The organism is Sporosarcina jiandibaonis (genome assembly GCF_013184495.1).
In the GTDB taxonomy this organism is placed as follows: domain Bacteria; phylum Bacillota; class Bacilli; order Bacillales_A; family Planococcaceae; genus Sporosarcina; species Sporosarcina jiandibaonis.
In genome coordinates, this window is record NZ_JAAOIY010000001.1 from 82,289 (window position 1) to 105,855 (window position 23,567).

The 23,567-nt window shown below is 41.1% G+C and carries 25 protein-coding genes and 1 riboswitch; of the genes, 21 read left to right on the forward strand and 4 right to left on the reverse strand.

Annotation, left to right across the window (positions count from 1 at the left end; translation table 11 throughout):
• Nucleotides 1–10 precede the first annotated feature (10 nt).
• Nucleotides 11–283: a DUF2277 domain-containing protein gene (locus tag G8782_RS00415; RefSeq protein ID WP_172368948.1), complete on the reverse strand. Its 273-nt coding sequence runs from the start codon at nt 281–283 to the stop codon at nt 11–13.
• 611 nt (nt 284–894) lie between these two features.
• Between G8782_RS00415 and G8782_RS00420 the strand changes: the two genes are divergently transcribed.
• Nucleotides 895–1,206, forward strand: a complete 312-nt coding sequence (locus G8782_RS00420; RefSeq protein WP_281357898.1) for a DUF6241 domain-containing protein — start codon at nt 895–897, stop codon at nt 1,204–1,206.
• 40 nt (nt 1,207–1,246) lie between these two features.
• Here the strand turns inward: G8782_RS00420 and G8782_RS00425 are convergent, their stop codons facing one another.
• Both G8782_RS00425 and rnhC read right to left on the reverse strand, forming a co-directional pair.
• Nucleotides 1,247–1,816, reverse strand: coding sequence for a hypothetical protein (locus G8782_RS00425; protein WP_172368950.1), 570 nt, complete (start codon nt 1,814–1,816; stop codon nt 1,247–1,249).
• A gap of 45 nt (nt 1,817–1,861) precedes the next feature.
• Nucleotides 1,862–2,815: a ribonuclease HIII gene (rnhC, locus tag G8782_RS00430; protein WP_172368951.1), complete on the reverse strand. Its 954-nt coding sequence runs from the start codon at nt 2,813–2,815 to the stop codon at nt 1,862–1,864.
• Nucleotides 2,816–2,907: 92 nt separating this feature from the next.
• Here rnhC and zapA point away from each other — a divergent pair, with 92 nt between their 5' ends.
• From zapA to G8782_RS00495, 13 genes are all read left to right on the forward strand, one after another.
• Nucleotides 2,908–3,168, forward strand: a complete 261-nt coding sequence (gene zapA, locus G8782_RS00435) for a cell division protein ZapA (protein WP_172368952.1) — start codon at nt 2,908–2,910, stop codon at nt 3,166–3,168.
• 7 nt (nt 3,169–3,175) lie between these two features.
• On the forward strand, nt 3,176–3,715 hold the full coding sequence (locus G8782_RS00440; RefSeq protein WP_172368953.1) for a CvpA family protein: 540 nt from the start codon (nt 3,176–3,178) through the stop codon (nt 3,713–3,715).
• A 54-nt stretch (nt 3,716–3,769) separates the two neighbouring features.
• Nucleotides 3,770–5,476, forward strand: a complete 1,707-nt coding sequence (gene polX / locus G8782_RS00445) for a DNA polymerase/3'-5' exonuclease PolX (protein ID WP_172368954.1) — start codon at nt 3,770–3,772, stop codon at nt 5,474–5,476.
• Nucleotides 5,477–5,492: 16 nt separating this feature from the next.
• Complete coding sequence (locus tag G8782_RS00450) at nt 5,493–7,847, forward strand: endonuclease MutS2 (RefSeq protein ID WP_172368955.1); 2,355 nt, start codon at nt 5,493–5,495, stop codon at nt 7,845–7,847.
• A gap of 72 nt (nt 7,848–7,919) precedes the next feature.
• Nucleotides 7,920–8,333, forward strand: a complete 414-nt coding sequence (locus G8782_RS00455; RefSeq protein ID WP_172368956.1) for a DUF350 domain-containing protein — start codon at nt 7,920–7,922, stop codon at nt 8,331–8,333.
• Between the two features lie 228 nt (nt 8,334–8,561).
• The gene (locus G8782_RS00460; protein WP_172368957.1) at nt 8,562–10,265 is read left to right on the forward strand and encodes a long-chain-fatty-acid--CoA ligase; all 1,704 of its coding nucleotides are present in this window, start codon (nt 8,562–8,564) and stop codon (nt 10,263–10,265) included.
• A gap of 93 nt (nt 10,266–10,358) precedes the next feature.
• Nucleotides 10,359–10,940, forward strand: a complete 582-nt coding sequence (gene fadR, locus G8782_RS00465; protein ID WP_172368958.1) for a fatty acid metabolism transcriptional regulator FadR — start codon at nt 10,359–10,361, stop codon at nt 10,938–10,940.
• 30 nt (nt 10,941–10,970) lie between these two features.
• A complete protein-coding gene (locus tag G8782_RS00470; RefSeq protein WP_172368959.1) occupies nt 10,971–11,744 on the forward strand; it encodes an enoyl-CoA hydratase in 774 nt (257 codons plus the stop codon).
• Between the two features lie 27 nt (nt 11,745–11,771).
• A complete protein-coding gene (locus G8782_RS00475) occupies nt 11,772–12,545 on the forward strand; it encodes an electron transfer flavoprotein subunit beta/FixA family protein (RefSeq protein WP_172368960.1) in 774 nt (257 codons plus the stop codon).
• 36 nt (nt 12,546–12,581) lie between these two features.
• Nucleotides 12,582–13,565, forward strand: a complete 984-nt coding sequence (locus G8782_RS00480) for an electron transfer flavoprotein subunit alpha/FixB family protein (protein WP_172368961.1) — start codon at nt 12,582–12,584, stop codon at nt 13,563–13,565.
• A 143-nt stretch (nt 13,566–13,708) separates the two neighbouring features.
• Nucleotides 13,709–14,023 (forward strand): thioredoxin, encoded by a 315-nt coding sequence (trxA, locus tag G8782_RS00485; RefSeq protein WP_172368962.1) that lies wholly within the window; start codon nt 13,709–13,711, stop codon nt 14,021–14,023.
• A 63-nt stretch (nt 14,024–14,086) separates the two neighbouring features.
• Nucleotides 14,087–15,877 (forward strand): excinuclease ABC subunit UvrC, encoded by a 1,791-nt coding sequence (gene uvrC, locus G8782_RS00490; RefSeq protein ID WP_172368963.1) that lies wholly within the window; start codon nt 14,087–14,089, stop codon nt 15,875–15,877.
• Between the two features lie 68 nt (nt 15,878–15,945).
• A riboswitch (Lysine riboswitch) is annotated at nt 15,946–16,122 on the forward strand.
• 89 nt (nt 16,123–16,211) lie between these two features.
• A complete protein-coding gene (locus G8782_RS00495; RefSeq protein ID WP_172368964.1) occupies nt 16,212–17,432 on the forward strand; it encodes an aspartate kinase in 1,221 nt (406 codons plus the stop codon).
• A 41-nt stretch (nt 17,433–17,473) separates the two neighbouring features.
• On the opposite strand, the gene G8782_RS00500 is transcribed toward G8782_RS00495, so the two are convergent.
• Nucleotides 17,474–17,887 carry a YslB family protein gene (locus G8782_RS00500; protein WP_172370162.1) on the reverse strand — a complete coding sequence of 138 codons (414 nt, stop codon included), beginning with the start codon at nt 17,885–17,887 and terminating at the stop codon, nt 17,474–17,476.
• 209 nt (nt 17,888–18,096) lie between these two features.
• Between G8782_RS00500 and G8782_RS00505 the strand changes: the two genes are divergently transcribed.
• From G8782_RS00505 to racE, 7 genes are all read left to right on the forward strand, one after another.
• Nucleotides 18,097–18,705, forward strand: a complete 609-nt coding sequence (locus G8782_RS00505) for a succinate dehydrogenase cytochrome b558 subunit (protein ID WP_281357858.1) — start codon at nt 18,097–18,099, stop codon at nt 18,703–18,705.
• Nucleotides 18,706–18,757: 52 nt separating this feature from the next.
• A complete protein-coding gene (sdhA, locus tag G8782_RS00510; RefSeq protein WP_172368965.1) occupies nt 18,758–20,512 on the forward strand; it encodes a succinate dehydrogenase flavoprotein subunit in 1,755 nt (584 codons plus the stop codon).
• Between the two features lie 4 nt (nt 20,513–20,516).
• Nucleotides 20,517–21,323 carry a succinate dehydrogenase iron-sulfur subunit gene (gene sdhB / locus G8782_RS00515; RefSeq protein ID WP_172368966.1) on the forward strand — a complete coding sequence of 269 codons (807 nt, stop codon included), beginning with the start codon at nt 20,517–20,519 and terminating at the stop codon, nt 21,321–21,323.
• A gap of 110 nt (nt 21,324–21,433) precedes the next feature.
• Nucleotides 21,434–21,877, forward strand: coding sequence for an acyl-CoA thioesterase (locus G8782_RS00520; protein ID WP_172368967.1), 444 nt, complete (start codon nt 21,434–21,436; stop codon nt 21,875–21,877).
• 71 nt (nt 21,878–21,948) lie between these two features.
• The gene (locus G8782_RS00525) at nt 21,949–22,173 is read left to right on the forward strand and encodes a helix-turn-helix domain-containing protein (protein ID WP_172368968.1); all 225 of its coding nucleotides are present in this window, start codon (nt 21,949–21,951) and stop codon (nt 22,171–22,173) included.
• Between the two features lie 81 nt (nt 22,174–22,254).
• A complete protein-coding gene (locus G8782_RS00530; protein ID WP_172370164.1) occupies nt 22,255–22,701 on the forward strand; it encodes a MarR family winged helix-turn-helix transcriptional regulator in 447 nt (148 codons plus the stop codon).
• Between the two features lie 9 nt (nt 22,702–22,710).
• Nucleotides 22,711–23,508 carry a glutamate racemase gene (racE, locus tag G8782_RS00535; protein ID WP_172368969.1) on the forward strand — a complete coding sequence of 266 codons (798 nt, stop codon included), beginning with the start codon at nt 22,711–22,713 and terminating at the stop codon, nt 23,506–23,508.
• The last annotated feature ends 59 nt before the right edge of the window (nt 23,509–23,567 follow it).

Below are 23,567 nucleotides of genomic sequence, written 5' to 3' on the forward strand. Positions count from 1 at the left end.
AATCAGAATTTCACTTTACTCCAAATCTCTTTTCGTTCCTAGCTCGAGCACGTTCGGCTTCAATTTCTCGATTACGCGGGGTGGCATTTGTGACCAATTTTTTTAGTAATTGTTGCGTGGAAAAGGCGATATCCTCAACGGCTTGATTAAAAGCTTCCTCATTTGCTTTCGATGGCTTGTTGAAACCCGAAACCTTTCGCACATATTGGAGGGATGCCGCGTATATCTCATCATCGGTAGCTGACGGGTCAAAGTTATACAATGTCTTAATGTTTCGGCACATTTTGTTCACCTCTTTCATAATGGTTATTTTTCGATTGTAACATAATAACGTTTAGACAGACTTAGATACGATATGGGGGATGGTATGGTATTGAGGAGTAATGGAAAAAGATTAGTGCCACCCATATCCTTGCAAATTTTGCCGGAATTTATATTTTTTTCTTAATGTAATTTTAAGTGAAAAAAGCTGCCAGATAGCCGTGGCTGCTTTTTTGATGTTTGAGTAGATTTAATTCAATAATATAGCTTTATTTAAAGGAAATGGAGTATTGGTGAAGAATAGAGAGTGTGAAAAGTATTTCAAATGTTCATATATTAGTTTATAATTGGCAATACTTGGATTGAAATAACAAGCGCTATATATTTTATTGGAGGAAGATAACCATTAAAAAATTTTTAATTTCATTCGCAGTTATACTCATTCTCGGGGGATTAAGTTTAGGGGGAAATTGGTATTTCAACAAAGATATCAAAGATGAAAAAGTTGTAGCAAGTGAGGAGGATATTTCAAAAGGGAATTCGGTTCATTCGAAAAAGATTTCTGGTGCTCAAACTGAATTGCTTATTACTCATTCGTCTACTCAATCAGAAATCATGGCTGTCATGCATCAAATGACACACCAGAAAATCCAGGCCGGTGAAAAATGGGGGGCCATTCCTATGATTCAAGAACATATTGATATTATATACGAAATTATTGATGCTAATGACTATCCACGAAAAGACGTACTTCTGCCAATTGTCAGTAGATGGAAAGATGGGGACTTTAGTCGAGTGGATAAAGACCATAACACCATTTGGAAACTGCAAGGAGGAACAATCGGGAAAGCTTACGGCATTATGTCAGAGGAAGAAGAAAGATGGTTTGTCATTAAAAATTTTAAAGAAGACGTGCTTACTGTTTGGTTAGAGGAAAATAAGTGAAAATGAAATTCGCTTCGGTAAATGCCCGAAGCGAATTTCATTATTTCACACCTTTCACAACTGTAAAACCAATCGAGGCATTCATATTATATTTCTTGTCATTCGTTGTAAATGCTGGATCATTTAGATAAAACTGGGCGGATCCATTCATGATATACTCGCCCTCTGGGAAACCTTTTTCAATGATCGTTTCGACAAACTGCTGAAATTCTTCTGTATCTTCATCACTGTATCCACCCGCAAAAGCGTATTTTTCACGTAAGGGCTCATCTTTTATGAGCGTTGTTGTCAGAAGTGGTTCATTCATGGCATAACCGACATCAAATTCCCTAGTTCTTTCTACAAACGGAAAGTGGAAAGCAGAGCCGCCATGAAAAATGTCGATAGATTCTTCATCGCCAACATACGTTAATTCAGCAAAAATTGCTAAATCGCCAAACTCATCATAAACATCTTTCTCAGTGAATAAACGATAAACAAAATCTCCTTCTTCAACTTGATTTTCCGGCGGCGGCAGGGAATCCTTAATAGCCGAACCACTACCGTTGTTGCTCGTACCGCATGCTACTAATACAAAAACAAGTGCAACCAGATAAATTATGTTTTTCACTAATCAAACCTCCTTTCTGATTAGTTCGGCTACACAGAAATATAGTTACAATCTTTTCTTATTTGCAATTTGTTGCGCTTTTCTTGCGTTTGAAAAATGCCATTTTGTCATGCTTTTCAAAGCTTCAGTCCCGCTTTTCAATAAAATTCGAGCAGCCACTTCATCAACCCGCGGGCCGGCGCCTTTTGGCAAGGTAATGCCCGCTAGCGCACTCAGTCGATCCATTTCCTCTAGAAACGCAACACGCGCGATGATAGATGCAGCAGCGACCGATAAGTGAAGCCCTTCTGCTTTTGTCGACAACAACACATTTTCACGAATGATTTCAGGTTCTAATTTCAAATGATTATAATAAACGCCGCGTTGGGCAAATTGGTCGATTAGAATATAATCAGGTTTTTCTCCATTCATTTTACGGAGGACATGTTTTAGCGCCTGATTATGGAGGAGCGCTTTAATTTTCCCTTGCGAATTTCCTTGTTGTTGGACCTCGTTGTATTTCACATTGCCCAAGGTAAGAACGCTATGAATCAGTGTCGCTTGTAAATCGGGAGCGATTCTTCGCATGGCGTCATCAGTCAGTTGTTTGGAATCTTTTACACCGAGTTCACGCACGAGTTCAATTTGGTCAGCGCGAACGAAGCAAGCGGCTACTGTAACAGGTCCGAAAAAATCGCCTGTTCCTGTTTCATCGGATCCGAGAACAGAAAGTTCGGCAAAATTAGCAGGTAACTTATCTCCCTTGGAAATCGATGCTGTTGTTTTTTTTGTAGCGGGGAGGGGCCCCCCGGGGCTCACGGGGCCCCACCGTGCCGCCTCTCGATCAGCACCCGCGCCTTGAAATAATACTTTCCCAGATTTATAGGCGGTGATTGCTGTATCAGATATTTTCGCCGCAAAGATAACGCCTGGTGCATTTCTAGTAATCTTTGATGTTGCATAATGATTCATGATATTTTTCATTTCTTCATTGCTAATTTGAATTACTTGATTACCCATATATTTTCTACTTCCTTTCGTCGACTTAATTCACAAACAAATGCATTTCATGGTATGATTAGAAACAGAGTTTCACAGGGGGTGTCCAGTCCTTGGCAGATAAAGAAAAAACACGGATTGACGTCGATATTTATGGTCAAACTTACAAAATGGTCGGTAAGGAAACAAGTTTCCATATGCGTCAAGTCGCCTCAATCGTTGATGATAAAATGAGGGAAATCAGTTCGCATAATCCAAATCTTGATAGTACAAAGATTGCGGTATTAGCTGCTGTTAATAGTGTACATGATTATCTTAAATTAAAAGAGCAAGTTGAACAAATGGAAATCCAATTGAAAAAGTTGAAGGGTTGACTGCTACATGCTAGATTTACTAATTATTTTTCTCCTTTTAGCGGGTCTTATTACAGGATTCCGTCGGGGCTTAATCGTCCAATTAATACATATGACAGGTTTTATCGCAGCCTTAGTCATAGCATTTCTATATTATAAACAACTTGCCGAAAAGTTTGTTTTATGGATTCCGTATCCAGGCGTTACTGCAGATTCAAAGTTATCATTCGTTGTGGGCGAGCTTGATTTAGATGAAACATTTTATAACTTACTTGCATTCGTACTCATTTTTATAGTCGTGAAATTCGGCTTGCAGCTCATAGCATCGATGTTCGACTTTTTAAAGTTCCTGCCTGTGCTTGGTTTTATTGCAAGACTTTCAGGTGCAGTATTAGGATTTATCGAGTTTTATATACTCATCTTCCTAGTACTTTACTTAGCTATTATGATTCCAGTTGAATTTGTCCAAGTTATTATTGATAAATCAATTCTTGCAGATGCGATGTTTGAACATACGCCATGGTTTTCAGAAACCGTGAAAAAATGGTGGTATATTTATAAAAGTTAAAACTTCCCCCTTCAAAATAGGAGGGAAGTTTTTTCGGGAACGGGAGGAATTCATGTGAATAAAAAGAAAATCATACAAACATTTGAAAAAATTGCCATGTACATGGAATTACTAGGTGAAAACCATTTTAAAGTAGGCGCTTTTAGACGAGCTGCCAATGTGCTTGAACTTGACTCTCGAAGCTTATCCGAAATGGACGATATATTAAAGTTAAAAGGCATAGGGAAAGGAACCGGGGCAGTCATCACTGATTTAATGGAAAAAGGTGAATCTGATCTTTTAAATGAATTAGAAGAAACCGTTCCGAAAGGACTTGTCCCGCTTTTGAAAATTCCAGGTCTTGGCGGGAAGAGAATCGCGAAATTACGGGAAACCATTGGGATTGAGTCAATCGAATCACTTCATGAGGCATGTCTTGAAGGTACTGTACGAAAAGTTCCAGGTTTCGGTAAAAAAACTGAAGAAAATATCTTGGCTGCAATTGAAGCCTTTGGAACGCGACAAGGTAAATTTCCGCATTGGAAAATGGAAAAAGTCGTTCACCTCGTAGAAGCGAGAATTAAAGAAATCCCAGAGATTACACGATTCTCTGTTGCGGGCAGTTATCGCAGAACTGAAGAAGAAAGCAGCGATGTCGATTTTATTCTTGTGACTGATGAGCCTTCTGTTGTTCGCGAAAAATTGCTAGCATCTTTGCCTATTCTAGAGAAGATTGCAGCAGGAGATGCCAAGCTTTCCGTTACTATAGATATGGACGATCCGATAGATGCGGATTTTCGTTTTATGAAAGATGAACAATTCGCTACGGCCATCCATCATTTCACAGGGTCTAAAGACCATAACGTAGCCCTTCGTCAACTGGCTAAATCAAAAGGGCTTAAGATTAGTGAATATGGTGTTGAAGACGAAGAAGGTAATGTAGCCACGTTTGAAACTGAGGAGCAATTCTTCAATCATTTCGGCTTGCCATTCATTCCGCCAACGCTAAGACAAAATGGTAAAGAGTTGGATCGAGTGGATGAAATACCGGGCCTCGTTCACATTGAAGATATTCGATCGGATTTGCATATGCATACGACTTGGTCAGACGGTGCGCATTCCATACGCGAAATGGTCGAGGCGAGTCGTGCAATCGGCTATTCTCACATCGTTATTACAGATCATACTCAATTTTTACGAGTTGCAAACGGCCTGACTCCCGAACGAGTTCGAGAACAAATCGATGAAATCCGCTCGTTAAATGAAGAATACGACGACATAGAAATCTTTTGCGGCACTGAAATGGATATATTGCCGGATGCGACGCTTGATTTTGACGATGGATTATTAAGCGAACTAGATTTTGTGATAGCGTCAATCCATTCAAGCTTCAACCAACCCCAAGAACAAATCATGGAGCGTCTTCACGCGGCGATGAAAAATCCGCACGTCAATATGATTGCGCACCCGACCGGCCGTATTATCGGTCAACGAGACGGGTATAATCCAGACGTTCCCCAACTTATTAAATGGGCCAAAAAGTATAATAAGATTTTGGAATTAAATGCAAATCCGCACAGACTTGATTTGGCTATCGAATATCTTATTCAAGCGCAAGAAACCGGCGTGAAAATTGCTATTAACACGGACGCTCATGCGATAGATACGCTAAGGTTTATGGAAACGGGCGTTAATTACGGACAGAAAGCATGGCTGAAAAAAGAAACAGTAGTAAATACTTGGCCATTGGAGAAATTCATTTCTGAAATAATTGAAAAGTGAAGGGAAGTGTAAGACATTGGAAAGCCGTGTCTTAAAAACACTCGAGTTCGATAAAATACGGGCATTAGTGGCTGAACACTGCACCTCTGCTGCTGGACGTTCTAATATTGAAAAATTGACACCAGTGAGCAACTACGAAGAAGTAGTTAAGTTGTTAGAAGAAACTGACGAAGGACTGGCAATTTTACGCGTGCGCGGAAATGTTCCGATGGGCGGCATTAAAGACATAAGACCTCATGCAAAACGCGCGCAAATGGGCGGGATGCTGAGCGCCTATGAATTGATGGAAATCTCGAACACGATTCGTGCAAGTCGAATACTTCGCCAATTCATAGAGTCTGTCGATGCGGATGAAGATATTGACATTCCGCATTTTCTAGAGAAAAAAGAAGCGATGCCGATTGTGACGTCGTTGGAACATAGTATCAACCATGCGATTGATGATAATGGTCATGTTATCGATAGTGCCTCAAGTAAGCTACGATCCATTCGACAAGGACTACGCACTCAAGAAAGCCGGGTTCGCGAGCGACTTGAAAGCTATACGCGTGGAAAAAATGCAGCGAAAATGCTTTCGGATGCAATCGTCACCATTCGTAATGACCGTTTCGTGATTCCGGTAAAATCTGAATACCGTTCGCATTACGGCGGCGTCATTCATGACATGTCTTCATCTGGACAAACACTCTTTATAGAGCCGGATGCAGTCGTGCAGGCGAATAATGAAATCAGGAACCTGAAGATGCAAGAACAAGAAGAAATTGAAAAGATTTTAACCGAGTTATCAGAACTCGTACAAGAAGTTGCGCATGATTTATTTCTACTCGTCGCAATCCTGTCCGAAATAGATGTCATTCTAGCAAAAGCGAAGTACGGTACGGCCAATAAATACACAAAACCTGAAGTGAATAACGAAGGAAGAATTCGACTAGCGCTAGCCACTCATCCACTTATTCCGGTTGACGAAGCTGTCGCGAATAATATCGAGTTCGGTACGGACATTACGACAATCGTCATTACAGGGCCAAACACGGGTGGAAAAACAGTCACATTAAAAACCGTGGGCTTATGCACATTGATGGCGCAATCGGGGTTGCCTATTCCAGCGTTAGATGGCTCAGAAGTGGCAGTATTCGATTCCGTGTATGCAGATATCGGAGATGAACAATCTATTGAACAAAGTCTGAGTACTTTCTCCTCAAGAATGGTCAACATCGTCGATATTTTGAAGAAATACGATGATCGTTCACTGATTTTATTTGACGAGCTTGGTTCCGGAACAGATCCGCAAGAAGGTGCCGCCCTAGCGATTTCTATATTAGACGAAGTTCACGGCAGCGGCGCTCGCGTGATGGCTACAACGCATTATCCCGAGTTGAAAGCATATGGGTATAACCGTCCCGGCATCGCTAACGCAAGTGTGGAGTTCGATATCGATACATTAAGTCCGACATATCGGCTTTTAATAGGCGTTCCAGGACGAAGCAACGCGTTCGAAATATCCCAGCGGCTCGGATTAAGCGAACATATAATTGAACGAGCTAAATCATTTACGGGAACTAACCGTGGTGAAGTCGAATCCATGATAGCCTCTCTCGAAGACAGCCGTATCAGGTCAGAAAAAGATGCAGATGAAACGCATGAAATCTTACTTGAAACAGAACGATTGAAAAAAGAACTCGAAGAAGAGTTAGCGAGTTTTGAACAAATGAAAGCAAAACTCGAGGAAAAGGCGAAAGAAAAAGCCAGGAAATTGGTTGAAGACGCTAAACGCGAAGCAGAGGCCGTCATTTCTGATTTACGCGCTATGCAATTGAACGCACAGGCTAGCATAAAAGAACATGAATTTATCGATGCCCGAAAACGACTGGAAGACGCAACGCCATCACAAGAAAAGAATGTGAAAATCCAACCGAAAACAATGGAAAGGCCGCTTAAAGTCGGAGATGAAGTTCAAGTCCTGCAATACGGTCAAAAAGGCACGCTTCTTGAAAAAATTTCAAATACGGAATGGATCGTTCAAATCGGTATTTTGAAAATGAATATTAAAGAATCAGGTCTTGAATATGTCAAACCAAAAAAAGAAAAACAACCTGTCGCTACTTCAACTATACGAGGACGAAGTGCTGTAAAACTCGAACTGGATTTGCGCGGTGAGCGTTATGAAGATGCCATTTATAAAACTGAAAAATATATTGACGACGCATTATTAGCAAATTATCATCAAGTTTCAATTATCCACGGTAAAGGAACAGGTGCTCTAAGGCAAGGGGTTCAACAATATTTAAAAACGCATTCCCGCGTTAAAAGTTATCGATTCGGCGAAGCTGGTGAAGGCGGTTTCGGTGTTACCGTCGTGGAATTAAAATAATAAATTAAAAACGAAACCTTTTCACTCTGTATCCGTATACGAGAGAAAGCATTTATAAAGGAGCCATAATTCATGCAAAAATCCGGGTTCTGGAGCAATCCACTCGTTGAAACGGCTGGGTATTTCAGTGTTGTCGTTCTTTGTATTATTGTAACGATGGTTTTATTTGAACTTGTAACTAAATATAATAACTGGGAACAAATAAAAAAAGGAAATATTGCGGTCGCACTTGCGACCGGAGGAAAGATTTTCGGGGTTGCCAATATTTTCCATTACTCCATTTCAAGGCATAACTCGCTTGTTGAAATGATTGGTTGGGGATTTTTCGGTTTTACATTACTCGTATTCGCATATATATTATTTGAATTCTTAACACCGAAGTTCAATGTAGATAAAGAAATTGAAGCTGATAATCGATCGGTCGGATTCATATCCTTGACAATTTCTGTTGGACTATCGTTTGTTATTGGAGCAAGTATTTCATAGGAGCCAAGAAAACATGGAAAAACTATCAAAAATATTAATCGTTGCTTGTGTTTTATTTGTAATTGTCGGGATTTACTGGCTGGCTAAATAATATAATGCCTTGACCATGAATTTAGGTCAAGGCATTTTTTACTATGCAGTGAATAATGTATTTGTAAGCACTTTCATTAACGTCTATAATGGAAAGTGTAGGAATATTCTAAAATAGAAAATGAAAGGGGTCATACAATGTCGACAAAGCCTTGGTTGGATTTATACCCTCCAGAAATACCGAAAACGCTAGAATATGAAAAGATTCCGCTTCAGGAGTTTTTGACTAGGGCAGGCACGAAGAATCCAGACAAAACTGCAATTCATTTTTTAGGTAAAGACATTTCATACAAAGAATTCTATGATTCTGCTTTAAAGTTTGCTAATTATTTGCGTTCTATCGGAATTGAAAAGGGAGATCGGGTAGCAATCATGTTGCCTAACTGCCCGCAAAATGCAATCGCCTATTTCGGCATCCTTTATTGCGGAGGGGTAATTGTTCAGACCAATCCGCTTTATACGGAACGTGAACTTAAATACCAAATGGTTGACTCGGGCGCTAAGGCGATTATCGCATTAGATATTCTGTATCCGAGAGTTTCAAATATAGTGAAAGAAACTTCATTGGAACATGTAATCGTAACGGGGATAAAAGACTATTTGCCATTCCCTAAAAACCTGATTTATCCGTTTATCCAAAAAAGGGAATACGGGCTTTTAGTGAAAGTCGAACATCGCGGTATTAATCACTTATATACAGAAATCATGAAAATCGCGAAGCCGAATCCAATTCGAACAACATTTAATTTCAATGAAGATGTCGCTCTTCTTCAATACACGGGCGGAACAACAGGCCCGCCGAAGGGAGTCATGCTAACGCATAAGAATTTAATCTCGAATGCGACGATGTGCCAAGCATGGCTTTATAATACCGAAGAAGGCGAAGAAACTGTCATGGGAATTCTACCTTTTTTCCACGTGTACGGCATGACGACAGTGTTGGTTTTAACCGTTATGCTATCTAATAAAATGGTCTTATTGCCAAAGTTCGATATTGATTCGGCATTGAAAACGATTGACAAGCTAAAACCAACATTATTCCCGGGCGCTCCGACGATTTATATTGGATTATTAAACCATCCTGATATTGCAAAATATGATTTGTCATCCATTAAAGCTTGTATTAGTGGATCGGCGGCACTACCGGTTGATGTGCAAGCCAAGTTTGAAAAAGTTACAGGCGGTAAACTCGTTGAAGGATATGGCCTAACCGAAACATCCCCGGTATCGCATGCGAATTTCGTGTGGGCAGGGAAAGATGAACGAATAAAGGGTTCAGTAGGTGTTCCGTGGCCGGACACAGACTCATGTATACTGGGGCCAGAGTCTAATGAACCATTAGCTCCGGGTGAAATAGGGGAAATTGCGGTAAAGGGTCCTCAAGTCATGAGAGGTTACTGGAACAAACCCGAAGACACGGAAAGTACGTTCCGCGATGGATGGTTTTTAACGGGCGATTTAGGGTATATGGATGAAGAAGGATATTTCTATATTGTTGACCGAAAAAAGGATATGATAATCGCAGGCGGTTTTAATATTTATCCGAGAGAAATAGAAGAAATATTGTATGAACATGATGCGATATTGGAATGTGTCGTCGCGGGTATTCCTGATCCATATAGGGGAGAAACCGTAAAAGCCTATATTGTGTTGAAAGAAGGGGCTTCCGTGACCGAAGAGGAATTAGACAATTACTGTCGTTCACAACTTGCAGCATTCAAAGTTCCGCGGTCCTATGAATTCCGTAAAGAGTTGCCGAAAACTGCGGTTGGTAAAATATTGAGAAGAACACTTATTGAAGAAGAAAAGAGTAAATTGGGTGAAGAGTTGATTAGCTCCTGATGTAAAGCTTGACTAAACAGAAAATAAATATTAATATGAGAATATGAATGAATCATCATTCATATTCTCTTTTTTTGGTGGTGATGAAAAATAGTGAAACGCGATCGTCCAAAATATAAACAAATTATTGATGCCGCTGTTATTGTAATAGCTGAAAACGGTTACCATCAAGCGCAAGTTTCAAAAATCGCAAAAGAAGCGGGCGTTGCGGACGGCACGATTTATCTTTACTTTAAAAACAAAGAAGATATTTTGATTTCCGTATTTAGAGAAAAAATGGCGATTTTTACAACGAATTTACAAGAAGTGTTAGATAAAGACTTGGACACTTCTGAACGCTTGCTGAAAATGATCACAAACCATTTCCGCGTTCTTCACGAAGATCGCCACCTGGCAATTGTTACGCAATTAGAACTCAGACAATCAGGTAAGAAACTTCGTCTTCGAATTAGTGAAGTATTGAAGGACTACCTGGATTTGTTAGATGTCATTTTATTGGAAGGCATTAAAAATGGCGAGTTGTCCAGTACGCTTGATGTAAGGCTGGGACGTCAAATGGTATTTGGCACAATTGACGAAACAATTACTTCTTGGGTGATGAATGATCAAAAGTATGATTTAATGAAACTATCCCCAGAAGTACATAGACTTCTTTTAAACGGGATGAAAGCTTAAATCATCATTTAGTAAAGGGGAATGGGAGAAATGGAGTTTCTATCGGTAAAAGTTGAAAATGGCGTAGCTGTTGCAACAATTAATAGACCGCCAGCAAATGCATTATCTCGCGCTTTGATTTTAGAAGTGGATTCGCTTTTGGATCAGGTGCAAGATGATGATTCGGTGAGGGTCATTGTGTTGCATGGGGAAGGAAGATTCTTCTCTGCCGGAGCGGATATTAAGGAATTTACTGAAGTTACCTCTGGTGAAGAATTCTCTAAACTCGCCGCAAGCGGCCAAGCAGTATTTGAGCGTTTAGAGCGCTTCCACAAACCAGTAATCGCAACCATTCATGGCGCAGCATTAGGCGGAGGACTGGAATTGGCGATGGGGTGCCATATGCGAATTGTCTCGGAAACCGCAAAACTCGGGTTGCCGGAATTGCAACTTGGTCTGATTCCAGGGTTTGCTGGATCACAGCGTTTGCCGCGATATGTCGGCATGCCTAAAGCAGCGGAAATGCTGCTGACGAGCGAGCCGATTACGGGCAAAGAAGCCGTTCAATTCGGTTTAGCGAATCAGGCTTATCCGGAAGATGAACTGCTAGCCAAGACGATGGAGCTCGCAGGAAAAATTGCGAAGAAAAGTCCGGTCGCAGTGAAAGCGGCATTGGAGATGTTGCAGTTTTCTAAACCGGAGTCGTACTATGCTGGTGTAAAAGCGGAAGCGGAATCATTTGGTGAAGTATTTGTAACTGAAGATGCCAAAGAAGGGATTCAAGCATTCTTGGAAAAACGCGAACCTGTTTTTACAGGGAAATGATGAAAAAAGCTGAGGGGGTAGTTACACATGAACATTTATGTATTAGTTAAGCGCACATTCGATACTGAGGAAAGAATTACAATCAAAAATGGTGAAATTGCAGACGACGGTGCGGAATTCATCATAAATCCATATGATGAGTACGCAATTGAAGAAGCCATTACAGTCCGCGATGAGCACGGCGGCGAAGTGACGGTATTGACTATCGGAAATGAAGATGCTGAAAAACAACTTCGTACAGCATTGGCAATGGGCGCCGACAAAGCAGTTCTCATTAACACTGAAGATGACTTAGATGAAATGGATGAATTTTCAGCTGCGAAAATCATTGGCGAATACTTAAAGGATAAAGATCCAGATTTGATTCTCGCAGGAAATGTCGCAATTGACGGTGGTTCTGGACAAATTGGACCGCGCGTTGCTGAATTGTTGAACATCAACTATGTAACTACGATTACGAAACTAGAAATTGACGGAACTGACGTGAAAATTGTTCGTGATGTTGAAGGGGATTCGGAGATGATCGAAACGTCTCTGCCACTCCTAGTAACCGCGCAGCAAGGGTTGAACGAACCTCGTTACCCATCACTTCCTGGCATTATGAAAGCGAAAAGAAAACCGCTTGAAGAACTTGAACTTGATGATTTGGACCTTGATGAAGATGACGTTGAAGCAAAAACGGAAACGATTGAAATCTTCTTGCCAGCTGCAAAAGCTGCAGGGCGTGTTCTGGAAGGTGAAATTGCAGATCAAGTGAAAGAACTAGTAGATTTGCTTAAAAATGAAGCTAAAGTAATTTAATCGGATAGAGATAACGTAATTGGGAGGGACAAGGAAATGTCTAAAAAAGTATTAGTTCTAGGGGAAACACGCGAAGGTGCTCTACGTAATGTGTCTTTGGAAGCGGTTGCAGCTGCAAAACAGATTTCTGGCGGAGGGGAAGTCGTCGGTGTATTGCTAGGCGATTCAGTCCAATCCTTCGCGTCGGAAATGATTCAATATGGTGCAGACCGAATTGTGACGGTGGAACATGCGAATTTGAAACAATATACATCAGACGGGTATAGCCAAGGTTTTATGGCGGTCTATGAGCAAGAAAGTCCAGAGGCAATTGTCTTTGGTCATACAGCATTAGGGAAAGATCTTTCTCCTAAAATCGCTAGTAAACTATCATCGGGACTAATTTCAGATGTTACGGCTATAGAAGGCGAAGATGACGATGCAGTCTTTATCCGCCCGATCTATTCAGGTAAAGCATTTGAAAAAGTGAAATCTAAAGAAGGCTTGTTATTCGTGACAATCCGTCCAAACAACATTTCAACGCTTGAAAAAGATGAAAGCCGCACAGGCGATGTTTCTTCTGTAGAGGCAGACATCAAAGACTTGCGAACAATTATTGCAGAAGTCGTTCGTAAATCAACTGAAGGCGTAGATATGTCCGAAGCTAAAGTAGTTGTCGCGGGCGGCCGCGGCGTGCGCAGCGCCGAAGGTTTTGAACCGCTTCAAGAACTTGCAAACTTACTAGGCGGAGCAATTGGTGCATCACGCGGAGCATGCGACGCGGATTACTGTGACTATTCATTGCAAATTGGTCAAACAGGTAAAGTCATAACGCCTGACCTTTACATCGGTGTAGGAATTTCAGGCGCCATCCAACATATGGCTGGTATGTCCAACTCCAAAATTATCGTTGCGATCAACAAAGATCCAGAAGCTGAAATCTTCAAAGTTGCAGATTACGGAATTGTCGGAGACCTATTCGAAGTTATTCCGTTGATGATTGAGGAAGTAAAGAAGTTAAAAGCGAAAAAAGTTAGCTAACTAAATTATTGTAGTTAGACCGGGCGCTTGGATTCATTATTCAAGTGCTCGGTTTTTTTATCTTATAGGCATATCTGTCGAGTCTAATTTTGTCGCATGTTACAATTAGTGAGAAGTTGTAGATAAAAGGAGGAATTTTTTAAATGGCTATTATTAATGCAAGCGATAATGATTTCGCTCAAAACATTGAAGAAGGCGTAGTACTCGTAGATTTCTGGGCACCTTGGTGCGGACCATGTAAAATGATTGCTCCAGTTCTTGAAGAACTTGACGGTGAAATTGAAGGTAAAGCGAAGATTGTAAAAGTAGACGTAGATGAAAACCAAGGGACTGCAAGTCAATATGGCATCATGTCAATCCCGACACTTCTTTTATTCAAAGACGGAGAAGTTGTTGACAAAGTTGTCGGCTTCCAACCAAAAGAAGCACTTGCACAACTCATCGAAAAACACGCGTAACAAGAAAGTATTCAAAACTGGGTTCCTCTTTAGGTGCCCAGTTTTTTAGTAGGTGAAATATAGATGAAAGACTATTTAAAAGAAAAATTAGCGATTCTCCCTGACCACCCTGGCTGTTATTTAATGAAAGATCGCCAAGGAACAGTTATTTATGTTGGGAAAGCAAAAGTATTGAAACAACGGGTCCGAAGCTACTTTACAGGAAGTCACGATGGAAAAACGCAACGACTTGTCGCTGAAATTGTCGATTTTGAAACAATCATCACATCATCAGACATCGAAGCGCTTATTCTCGAATTAAATCTAATCAAGCAATATGACCCTAAATATAACGTCATGTTAAAAGACGATAAATCATATCCGTATTTGAAAATTACGGCAGAACGGCATCCAAAATTAGTGATTACAAGACGCGTTAAAAAAGGCAAAGGAAAGTATTTTGGACCGTATCCGAACGCTTTCGCGGCAACCGAGACAAAAAAACTGCTCGATCGAATTTATCCTTATCGAAAATGTGAAGTTTTGCCGAATCGAGCATGTTTGTACTACCATCTCGGACAATGCCTTGCCCCTTGTATCAATGAAGTTGAAGAAGAAACCTATAAAGAAATGATTTTGAATATAACCCGGTTTTTAAACGGTGGATATAAAGAAGTGAAAAAAGAATTAACGGTAAAAATGAATGCAGCGGCAGAATCACTCGAATTTGAACGAGCAAAAGAATACCGAGATCAAATTACGAACATCGAAATGGTCATGGAAAAACAAACGATGACGATGAACGATTTCACAGACCGTGATATTTTTGGATACCATGTCGATAAAGGTTGGATGTGTGTTCAAGTTTTCTTTGTCCGACAAGGAAAGTTGATCGAGCGCGATGTGTCGATTTTCCCGATCTATCAAGATCCAGAGGAAGAAATGCTGACATTTATTGGCCAGTTTTATTCCAAATCGAATCATATAAAGCCGAGAGAAATCTTGCTTCCATCGAAGGTTGATGCGGATATTGTACGTCAATTACTAGACATTAATGTCTACATTCCACAACGAGGAAAGAAGAAAAGCCTGGTTGATCTTGCGACTAAAAATGCGAAAATATCTTTATCCGAAAAGTTCCAACTTATTGAGCGCCAAGAATCGCGTACAATCGGAGCCTGTGAAGATCTCGGAGAAGCTATGAACATTGCAGTTCCTTTACGAATCGAGGCTTTTGACAACTCGCACACATACGGAGCAGATCCAGTTTCTGCCATGGTTTCATTTGTGGACGGGAAACCGAACAGAAAAGATTATCGGAAATATAAAACAAAAACTGCGGCGATGCATGATGATTATGCAGCGATGAGAGAAGTCATTCGGCGTCGCTATATTCGAGTGTTAAAAGAAGAATTGCCATTACCGGATTTAATCGTCATTGATGGCGGGAAAGGGCATATGGAGGCTGCGCGCGGCGTACTTGAGGATGAACTTGATTTATCGATTCCTATTGCCGGACTGGCAAAAGACGATAAGCACCAAACTTCACAACTTCTATATGGAAATCCGATTGAAGTCATCCCATTGAAAAGTACGAGCGAAGCATTTTATCTGTTGCAGCGAATACAAGACGAAGTGCATAGATTCGCTATTACCTTTCACCGGCAACGACGAGGCGCGAATTCAATTACATCGGTACTCGATGAAATTCCTGGCATTGGTCCAAAAAGAAAAACGCAATTACTTAAGCATTTTGGATCGGTGAAGAAAATTCGTGAAGCTTCTTCTGCAGAACTTCGAGAAGCCGGGATGCCGAAGAACTTAGCTGAATCAATTGAAACCTACTTTCAAGAAGAATTGCAAAGTGATAAATAGTGTGATAAAGTGAATGCACTGAATTTTTTTCACTAGTTGAAGTTTATTCACAAATGAATAACCCTCTTAGTGAGGATAGAGGCGCGGATGCAAAGAGTATATTCCATGAAGGTGACAGCCTGATGAGTGGGGTAGAAAGGTGTATTTGCCGAAGTGAGTGATTGCCTGTCAGCATTCGCCTACTGGATTTTCGTTGAAGAAGCGGAAATTTGTCAGGAACTATTACCTGGAGAGCTATCCCGAAGGAGACGCTTCTTTAGCGAATCTCAAATCGGACCAGCTCTCATATACATATGGGGGCTGTTTTTGCGTACAGGAGAAAGTCGGTGGAATTTTGGAACGTATAGTTATGAAATTTGGTGGAACATCGGTCGCAAATGAAGAAAGAATTGAGCGAGCGGCTTCGTTGATTGTTGATGAAGTTCGTCGAGGCAAACAAGTCGCGGTGGTCGTTTCCGCAATGGGAAAAACGACGGATGAGTTACTAGCATTAGCGAATGGCATAAACGCAAATGCAGAGCGCCGTGAACTCGATATGTTGATATCGACGGGCGAGCAAGTGACTGCCTCTTTGCTAGCAATGGCGATTTCAGCAAAAGGAATTCCTGCGAACTCATTTACCGGTTGGCAAGCTGGTATGCAAACTGAGTCTGTTCATGGAAATGCGCGAATTGAAAATGTAAACCCAGAGAAAGTCTTGAAAATACTTGAAGCGGGCGGAGTGGCTGTCATAACGGGCTTTCAAGGAATTGACCAACAAGGAGAATTGACAACGCTTGGTCGGGGAGGCTCTGACACGAGTGCGGTAGCGGTAGCAATTGCGCTCGAAGCATCTTGTTGTGATATTTACACAGATGTTGAAGGGGTCTTTACGACGGATCCAAGAGTCATTGACGATGCACGAAAACTTCTTGAAATTTCATACGATGAAATGCTTGAACTCGCAAATTTAGGTGCAGGCGTGCTTCATCCTAGGGCGATTGAGTTCGCAAAAAATCATAATTTAACACTTCGAGTACGGCCAGCTCATATGGACGGGGCTGGAACTCTGATCAGGGAGGAAATCGAATTGGAAAACAATCTTATCGTGCGTGGTGTCGCCTTTGAAAAAGAAATTGTTCGCATTACAGTAATGTACGATATTCCGTATAATGGATCGCTTGCAAATGTCTTTACGAAGCTTGCGGAAAATCATATTAATGTCGACATTATCGTACAAACAATTATGGAAGGCGAGCAACCTTCAGTATCCTTTTCGATTAAAAACGAAGATTTTGCAGAGGCAGTAAATGTATTGGAAATGAACAAAAATGAACTCGGTTATCGCCGCGCTGATTTTGAAGTCGGTTTGGCGAAAGTATCGATTGTAGGAAGCGGAATGGTATCCAATCCGGGTGTTGCGGCAAAGATGTTCGATATTCTTCGAAATGCTTCAATTCCAATAAAAATGGTCAGCACATCCGAAATTAAAGTTTCCGTCGTTATTCCTGGATCGGACATGGAAAAAGCAGTCGCTGTTTTACATGAAGGATTCAGTCTTGCAAAAGTATACTGAATGAATAAAAGGAAGCATCCTATCAAAGATGCTTCCTTTTTTCACACTTTCGTTTTCAAGTCCCACTTCACGTGAAATTGGACGAATTCGTCTTTATGGTTTTGTTCGGCGAAACATTCGGTGAGAACTCCGTTGACTTTCTGATACTGTTCAGCAATAAAACCAGATTCTAGATGAAATGTCCGTTCTTGTATTTTCAATGAATAGGAGTCGTTTGTTAGTTTATAAAAGGCTTCGTGTTTTGAAAGTTTTTCGAGCGTTAAGGTTCCCCATCCGGCTTCTACAAAAAAGGAAGGGAGTTCTTCGGTGGTAAATATCGGAAACTTTCGCGCAATTTCTTTTCCTGCCCAATATAGTATTTCAGCTTCATGATTACCTAGAATGCTTGGCAAAACATGATCCCGAATAAGTTCATAGCCGAATCGAGTCGGTGTACCGCTAAGGTTAGTTTTCATTTTCAAATGCAATCCTTCCAAAAAATGGTAGATAACTAGAGAAGCGAATTATTGTGACTAAAGGCACATCTTGACCTCTTCAAACTGGAGGAGTACAATAGACATGTCATATTATTGTAACATGAAGAGGAATTCGGTCAACGGTTCTTCATGAACTTTTAGTGACGACCGCAAACCGAAGTCCTCAGTAATAAGGGAGGGTAAAAGATTTGTTGAGAGAATCGGATTTTTACATTCGCCGTTTACATTCGTTGCTTGGAATTATTCCAGTTGGACTTTTTCTAGTTCAACACTTGGTTATTAACCATTTTGCAACTCGCGGCCCTGATGCGTTTAACGCGGCTTCAGATTTTATGGGGAATTTGCCATTTGTGCTCTTTCTTGAATGGTTCATCATTTATATCCCATTGATGCTTCATGCGTTTTACGGTGTCTACATATCATTCACATTTAAAAGCAACGTCAAGAAGTATGGCACATTCCGTAACTGGATGTTCTTCTGGCAACGTGTGACGGGAGTTTTCTTGGTCGTGTTCATCGCATGGCACATCTGGGAAACTAGAATTGCGAAAGCACTTGGCGCAGAGGTAAACTACGATATGATGAATGACATTTTATCTAGTCCGTTTATGCTTGCATTTTATATTGCAGGTGTAATCGCAGCGACATTCCATCTTTCGAACGGTTTATGGGGTTTCCTAGTTACTTGGGGAATTGCACAATCACCGCGATCGCAGCAAATTGTGGGGTACATTACAATTGGAGTGTTCTTAATCCTTTCTGTAATCGGTGTACAAGCACTGCTCGCATTCATTTAATTTAAAAGTTTATTAAAGATTTTAAGAGATTATTTTGAGGAGTGAAACATTAATGGCAAAAGGCAGAATGATTGTTGTCGGCGGAGGTCTTGCAGGCTTGATGGCAGTCATCAAAGCAGCAGAAGAAGGCGTTGCGGTTGACCTGTTTTCACTTGTTCCGGTTAAACGTTCCCACTCCGTATGTGCTCAAGGCGGCATTAACGGCGCGGTTAACACGAAAGGGGAAGGTGATTCACCTGCAATCCATTTCGACGACACTGTGTACGGGGGAGACTTTTTAGCTAACCAACCACCTGTAAAGGCGATGACAGACGCAGCACCGGGAATTATTCACTTAATGGACCGGATGGGCGTAATGTTCAACCGTACTTCTGAAGGATTACTAGATTTCAGACGTTTCGGAGGAACACTTCATCACCGTACTGCTTTCGCAGGCGCAACAACTGGACAACAACTTTTATATGCATTAGATGAACAAGTTCGACGTTTCGAAGTCGAAGGACTTGTACAAAAGTATGAAAACTGGGAATTCCTCGGTGTAATTCTTGACGATGAAGGCGTATGTCGCGGGATTAAAGCACAAAATATGCACACGATGGAAATCCATGCATTTAAAGGCGATTCTGTAATTATGGCAACTGGCGGACCGGGGATTATCTTCGGAAAATCAACGAACTCCGTTATTAATACAGGTTCAGCGGCATCTATTGTTTATCAACAAGGCGCATATTACGCAAACGGCGAGTTTATTCAAATTCACCCTACAGCGATTCCTGGAGACGACAAGCTTCGTTTAATGAGTGAATCCGCGCGCGGAGAAGGCGGACGTGTTTGGACATACAAAGACGGCAAACCTTGGTACTTCTTGGAAGAGAAATACCCAGCGTACGGTAACCTTGTACCTCGTGATGTCGCAACACGTGAAATCTTTGATGTGTGCGTCAATCAAAAACTAGGAATTAATGGAGAGAACATGGTTTACCTAGATCTTTCGCATAAAGATCCGAAAGAGCTCGACATAAAGCTTGGTGGAATCATTGAAATCTATGAGAAATTTACGGGTGACGATCCACGCAAAGTTCCTATGAAAATATTCCCGGCTGTCCACTATTCAATGGGCGGACTATGGGTTGACTATGATCAGCATACGAATATTCCAGGATTATTCGCTGCCGGCGAATGTGACTATTCGCAACACGGTGCAAACCGTCTAGGTGCAAACTCACTTCTATCCGCTATTTACGGTGGAATGGTTGCGGGACCTAATGCTGTGAAATATATGAAAGGCCTCAAGAAAACTGCTGAAGAAATTCCTTCGTCAGTATTTGATTTGGCTGTTAAAGAAGAGCAACAAAAGTGGGACGACACACTTAAAATGGACGGTACAGAAAACGCTTACGTTCTCCACAAAGAGCTTGGCGAGTGGATGACGAATAACGTAACAGTCGTTCGTTACAATGACCGTTTAAAAGAAACAGATGCTAAAATTCTCGAGCTACTTGAAAGATATGAAAATATCAATATGACGGATACTCAACTTTGGTCAAACCAAGGTGCAACATTTACTCGTCAGCTTAAAAACATGCTATACTTAGCACGAGTCATCACAATCGGGGCACTTCAACGTAATGAAAGTCGCGGTGCGCACTATAAACCGGATTTCCCTGAACGTGACGACAAGAACTTCATGAAAACGACGATGGCGAAATTTGATGGAGAGTCAGCACCTATTATTCACTATGAAGATATTGACGTATCCTTAATCCCGCCACGTAAACGCGATTATTCTGCGGCGAAAGGAGATTGACATAATGAGCGAACAAAATACTGCCGTACAAGAACGTACTGAGCAGGTAACGCAAAAAACTGTTCGATTTGAAATTCTTCGTCAAGACACAGCCGAATCAGAACCTTATTGGGAAAGCTTTGAAATCGAATATAGACCAAACATGAACGTCATTTCCGGTTTAATGGAAATCCAACGTAATCCGGTTAATGCTGACGGCAAAGAAACTACGCCTGTCAGCTGGGAAATGGTTTGTCTTGAAGAAGTCTGCGGAGCTTGTTCAATGGTCATCAACGGTCGTCCACGTCAATCGTGCACAGCTTTAGTTGATCAGTTCGAACAGCCGATCAAACTTGAACCTATGAAAACGTTCCCAGTCGTTCGCGACCTTGTCGTTGACCGAAACGTCATGTTTGATTCATTGAAGAAGATTAAAGCATGGGTTCCGATTGATGGTACGTATGATCTTGGAGAAGGACCTCGTATGCCTGAGCGCAAGCGCCAATGGGCTTATGAACTTTCAAAATGCATGACATGCGGAGTTTGTCTGGAAGCATGTCCAAACGTGAACGATCAAACGAACTTCATCGGTCCTGCACTTATTTCACAAGTTCGTTTATTTAATACGCATCCTACAGGTGCGATGAACAAAGACGAGCGTCTAGCGGCATTGATGTCTGATGGCGGAATTGCAGAATGCGGGAACTCGCAAAACTGCGTAGTTTCATGTCCTAAAGGAATTCCGCTTACAACTTCAATCGCGGCAATGAACCGTGCAACATCCGTTCAAATGTTCAAAAACTTCTTCGGAAGCGACCATATGGTAGACTGAAATATTGAAATCCTACTACGCTAACAATTGCGCAGTAGGATTTTTTTTGCTTGTCATTTGTTATTATGAAATAATAAAGAATAGATTACGTTTGAAGTGGGGTTTATGGGATGAACGCTAATTATATCGAGGATTTTGATACTTGGACAAGTGGATTTAAGTTTTCGGCACCTTTAACAGTCCGTTTTTCAGATATTGATTTGTATGGGATTGTTAATAATGCCGTGACGATTTCGTATATGGAGTTTGCGCGGATCGAATATTTTAAACATATTGGACTGATGAGTGATTGGTTGAGTCCGGAGGGCGATAAAATTCCTGTCGTAGCTGATGTCCAATGCGATTATTTAAAACCGATTACATATAATGAAAAACTAGCAATTTACGTCAAATCAAATATAATAAAGAATTCTTCTGTCGATTTACATTACATGGCGAAAAACGAAAATGGCGAAATTGTATTTACTGGTCGCGGAACATTAGTCCAAATTAGCCGTCAAAGCGGAAAAGGAACACCGTGGACTGAAAAAGAAAAGTCGCTTTTTGTCGGTTAATGGGTTAGAGCCGTCACGACATTGTCCTTGCTGACATATTTTAAAGTGAAAGTGGATAGGAGGGGCGCGTCTTGACAGATGAACCAAAACACCGCTCGTTACTAACGGGCAGAGAGCGAGAGATTTTCAACTTGCTCATCAACGATTTCACGACAAAAGATATCGCAGGACGGCTCGGTATTAGCGAAAAGACTGTTCGAAATCACATTTCCAACACCATTCAGAAGCTTGGGGTTTCGGGTAGAGCGCAGGCGATTATCGAGCTATTAAGGCTTGGCGAATTGCATTTGCGCTAAAATAAGTTGCCATACCGGGGGAAAAAGGCGACAATAGAAGTAGTAATTGTTATCAGGGAGTTGGTTAACTTGACAGATCGGATGACATCAATGAAACATGATGTAAGTGAAGTAGCGCATATGGAAAAAGAACTTAGATATATCGCAGCGATTATAAAACATAGCGGCCGTAAAATTTTAAAAAACTATACAATTACACCACCGCAATTTATTGCGTTGCAATGGCTTTTCGAACACGGAGATATGACAATAGGCGACTTGTCTAATAAGATGTATCTTGCTTTCAGCACGACGACAGATCTTGTCGATCGAATGGAAAAAAATAATCTTGTGAAACGAGTACGTGACGATAAGGATCGTCGCGTTGTCAGAATTCATCTTTTAGATGAAGGGAAACGTGTTATTGAAGAAGTTATTGATAAAAGACGCGATTACTTAAATTCGGTGTTATCCAATTTTGAAGAAGATGAAGTTAAACAATTCTCTAACCTGTTAACAAAACTGCACAAAGAGATGAAGTGGGATTGAGGGATCAAAGTGGAAGGACCAATCGGAGTTATCGATTCGGGTGTCGGCGGACTTACCGTCGTCAAAGAATTAAGAAGCAGATTGCCTAATGAATCAATCATCTACATTGGAGATGATAAACGTTGTCCTTATGGACCGCGACCTGCCGAAGAAGTACGGCAGTTTACGATTGAAATGGTATCTGCACTATCAAATATGGGTATTAAAATGCTCGTTATTGCTTGCAATACTGCAACAGCAGTCGCACTGGATGACATTCGCGAATTATTCAATTTTCCGGTTATCGGTGTAATTGTTCCAGGCGCTCGTGCAGCAGTAACGACTTCAACAACAGGGAAAATTGCCGTTCTTGGAACGATCGGAACGATTAAGAGCGGTGCTTATAGTATGGAAATTGCACGTCAATCCCCATCAGCAACGGTTTTCCCGCTAGCATGTCCGGAGTTTGTGCCTCTTGTAGAAAGCGGCCAATATAAATCTGACTATGCAAGTACTATTGTCGACCGAACGTTGAGTAATTTAGCTGGAAAAGATTTTGATGCAGCCATTTTAGGTTGTACGCATTATCCACTTCTTGAGCATCATATTAAAAAGAGTCTTCCAGCGAACGTGAAAGTTATTTCTTCGGCGGTTGAAACCGTGCATGATATAGAACGAGAACTGAAAGAGAGAAATATTTTAAATGAAACGAAGCAACCTGTCGATCCAATTTTTTATACGACAGGTTTACGAACAGCTTTTCATGACATTGTTTGTGATTGGTTGTTCATAGAAAATCCTGATGTACGACATTTGACGTTAACATAGACCCGAGATGTCCGTTATGGACGTCCGGGTTTTTGAATTCATGAATTAGGTTATGATAA

What these genes read in the sequence shown, in the direction of transcription:
- G8782_RS00415 (WP_172368948.1), bottom strand. Translation starts at nt 283, where the DNA reads ATGTGCCGAAACATTAAGACATTGTATAACTTTGACCCGTCAGCTACC.
- G8782_RS00420 (WP_281357898.1), top strand. Translation starts at nt 895, where the DNA reads ATGACACACCAGAAAATCCAGGCCGGTGAAAAATGGGGGGCCATTCCT.
- rnhC (WP_172368951.1), bottom strand. Translation starts at nt 2,815, where the DNA reads ATGGGTAATCAAGTAATTCAAATTAGCAATGAAGAAATGAAAAATATC.
- G8782_RS00440 (WP_172368953.1), top strand. Translation starts at nt 3,176, where the DNA reads ATGCTAGATTTACTAATTATTTTTCTCCTTTTAGCGGGTCTTATTACA.
- G8782_RS00455 (WP_172368956.1), top strand. Translation starts at nt 7,920, where the DNA reads ATGCAAAAATCCGGGTTCTGGAGCAATCCACTCGTTGAAACGGCTGGG.
- G8782_RS00460 (WP_172368957.1), top strand. Translation starts at nt 8,562, where the DNA reads ATGTCGACAAAGCCTTGGTTGGATTTATACCCTCCAGAAATACCGAAA.
- G8782_RS00470 (WP_172368959.1), top strand. Translation starts at nt 10,971, where the DNA reads ATGGAGTTTCTATCGGTAAAAGTTGAAAATGGCGTAGCTGTTGCAACA.
- G8782_RS00475 (WP_172368960.1), top strand. Translation starts at nt 11,772, where the DNA reads ATGAACATTTATGTATTAGTTAAGCGCACATTCGATACTGAGGAAAGA.
- G8782_RS00480 (WP_172368961.1), top strand. Translation starts at nt 12,582, where the DNA reads ATGTCTAAAAAAGTATTAGTTCTAGGGGAAACACGCGAAGGTGCTCTA.
- trxA (WP_172368962.1), top strand. Translation starts at nt 13,709, where the DNA reads ATGGCTATTATTAATGCAAGCGATAATGATTTCGCTCAAAACATTGAA.
- uvrC (WP_172368963.1), top strand. Translation starts at nt 14,087, where the DNA reads ATGAAAGACTATTTAAAAGAAAAATTAGCGATTCTCCCTGACCACCCT.
- G8782_RS00500 (WP_172370162.1), bottom strand. Translation starts at nt 17,887, where the DNA reads ATGAAAACTAACCTTAGCGGTACACCGACTCGATTCGGCTATGAACTT.
- sdhA (WP_172368965.1), top strand. Translation starts at nt 18,758, where the DNA reads ATGGCAAAAGGCAGAATGATTGTTGTCGGCGGAGGTCTTGCAGGCTTG.
- sdhB (WP_172368966.1), top strand. Translation starts at nt 20,517, where the DNA reads ATGAGCGAACAAAATACTGCCGTACAAGAACGTACTGAGCAGGTAACG.
- G8782_RS00520 (WP_172368967.1), top strand. Translation starts at nt 21,434, where the DNA reads ATGAACGCTAATTATATCGAGGATTTTGATACTTGGACAAGTGGATTT.
- G8782_RS00530 (WP_172370164.1), top strand. Translation starts at nt 22,255, where the DNA reads ATGACATCAATGAAACATGATGTAAGTGAAGTAGCGCATATGGAAAAA.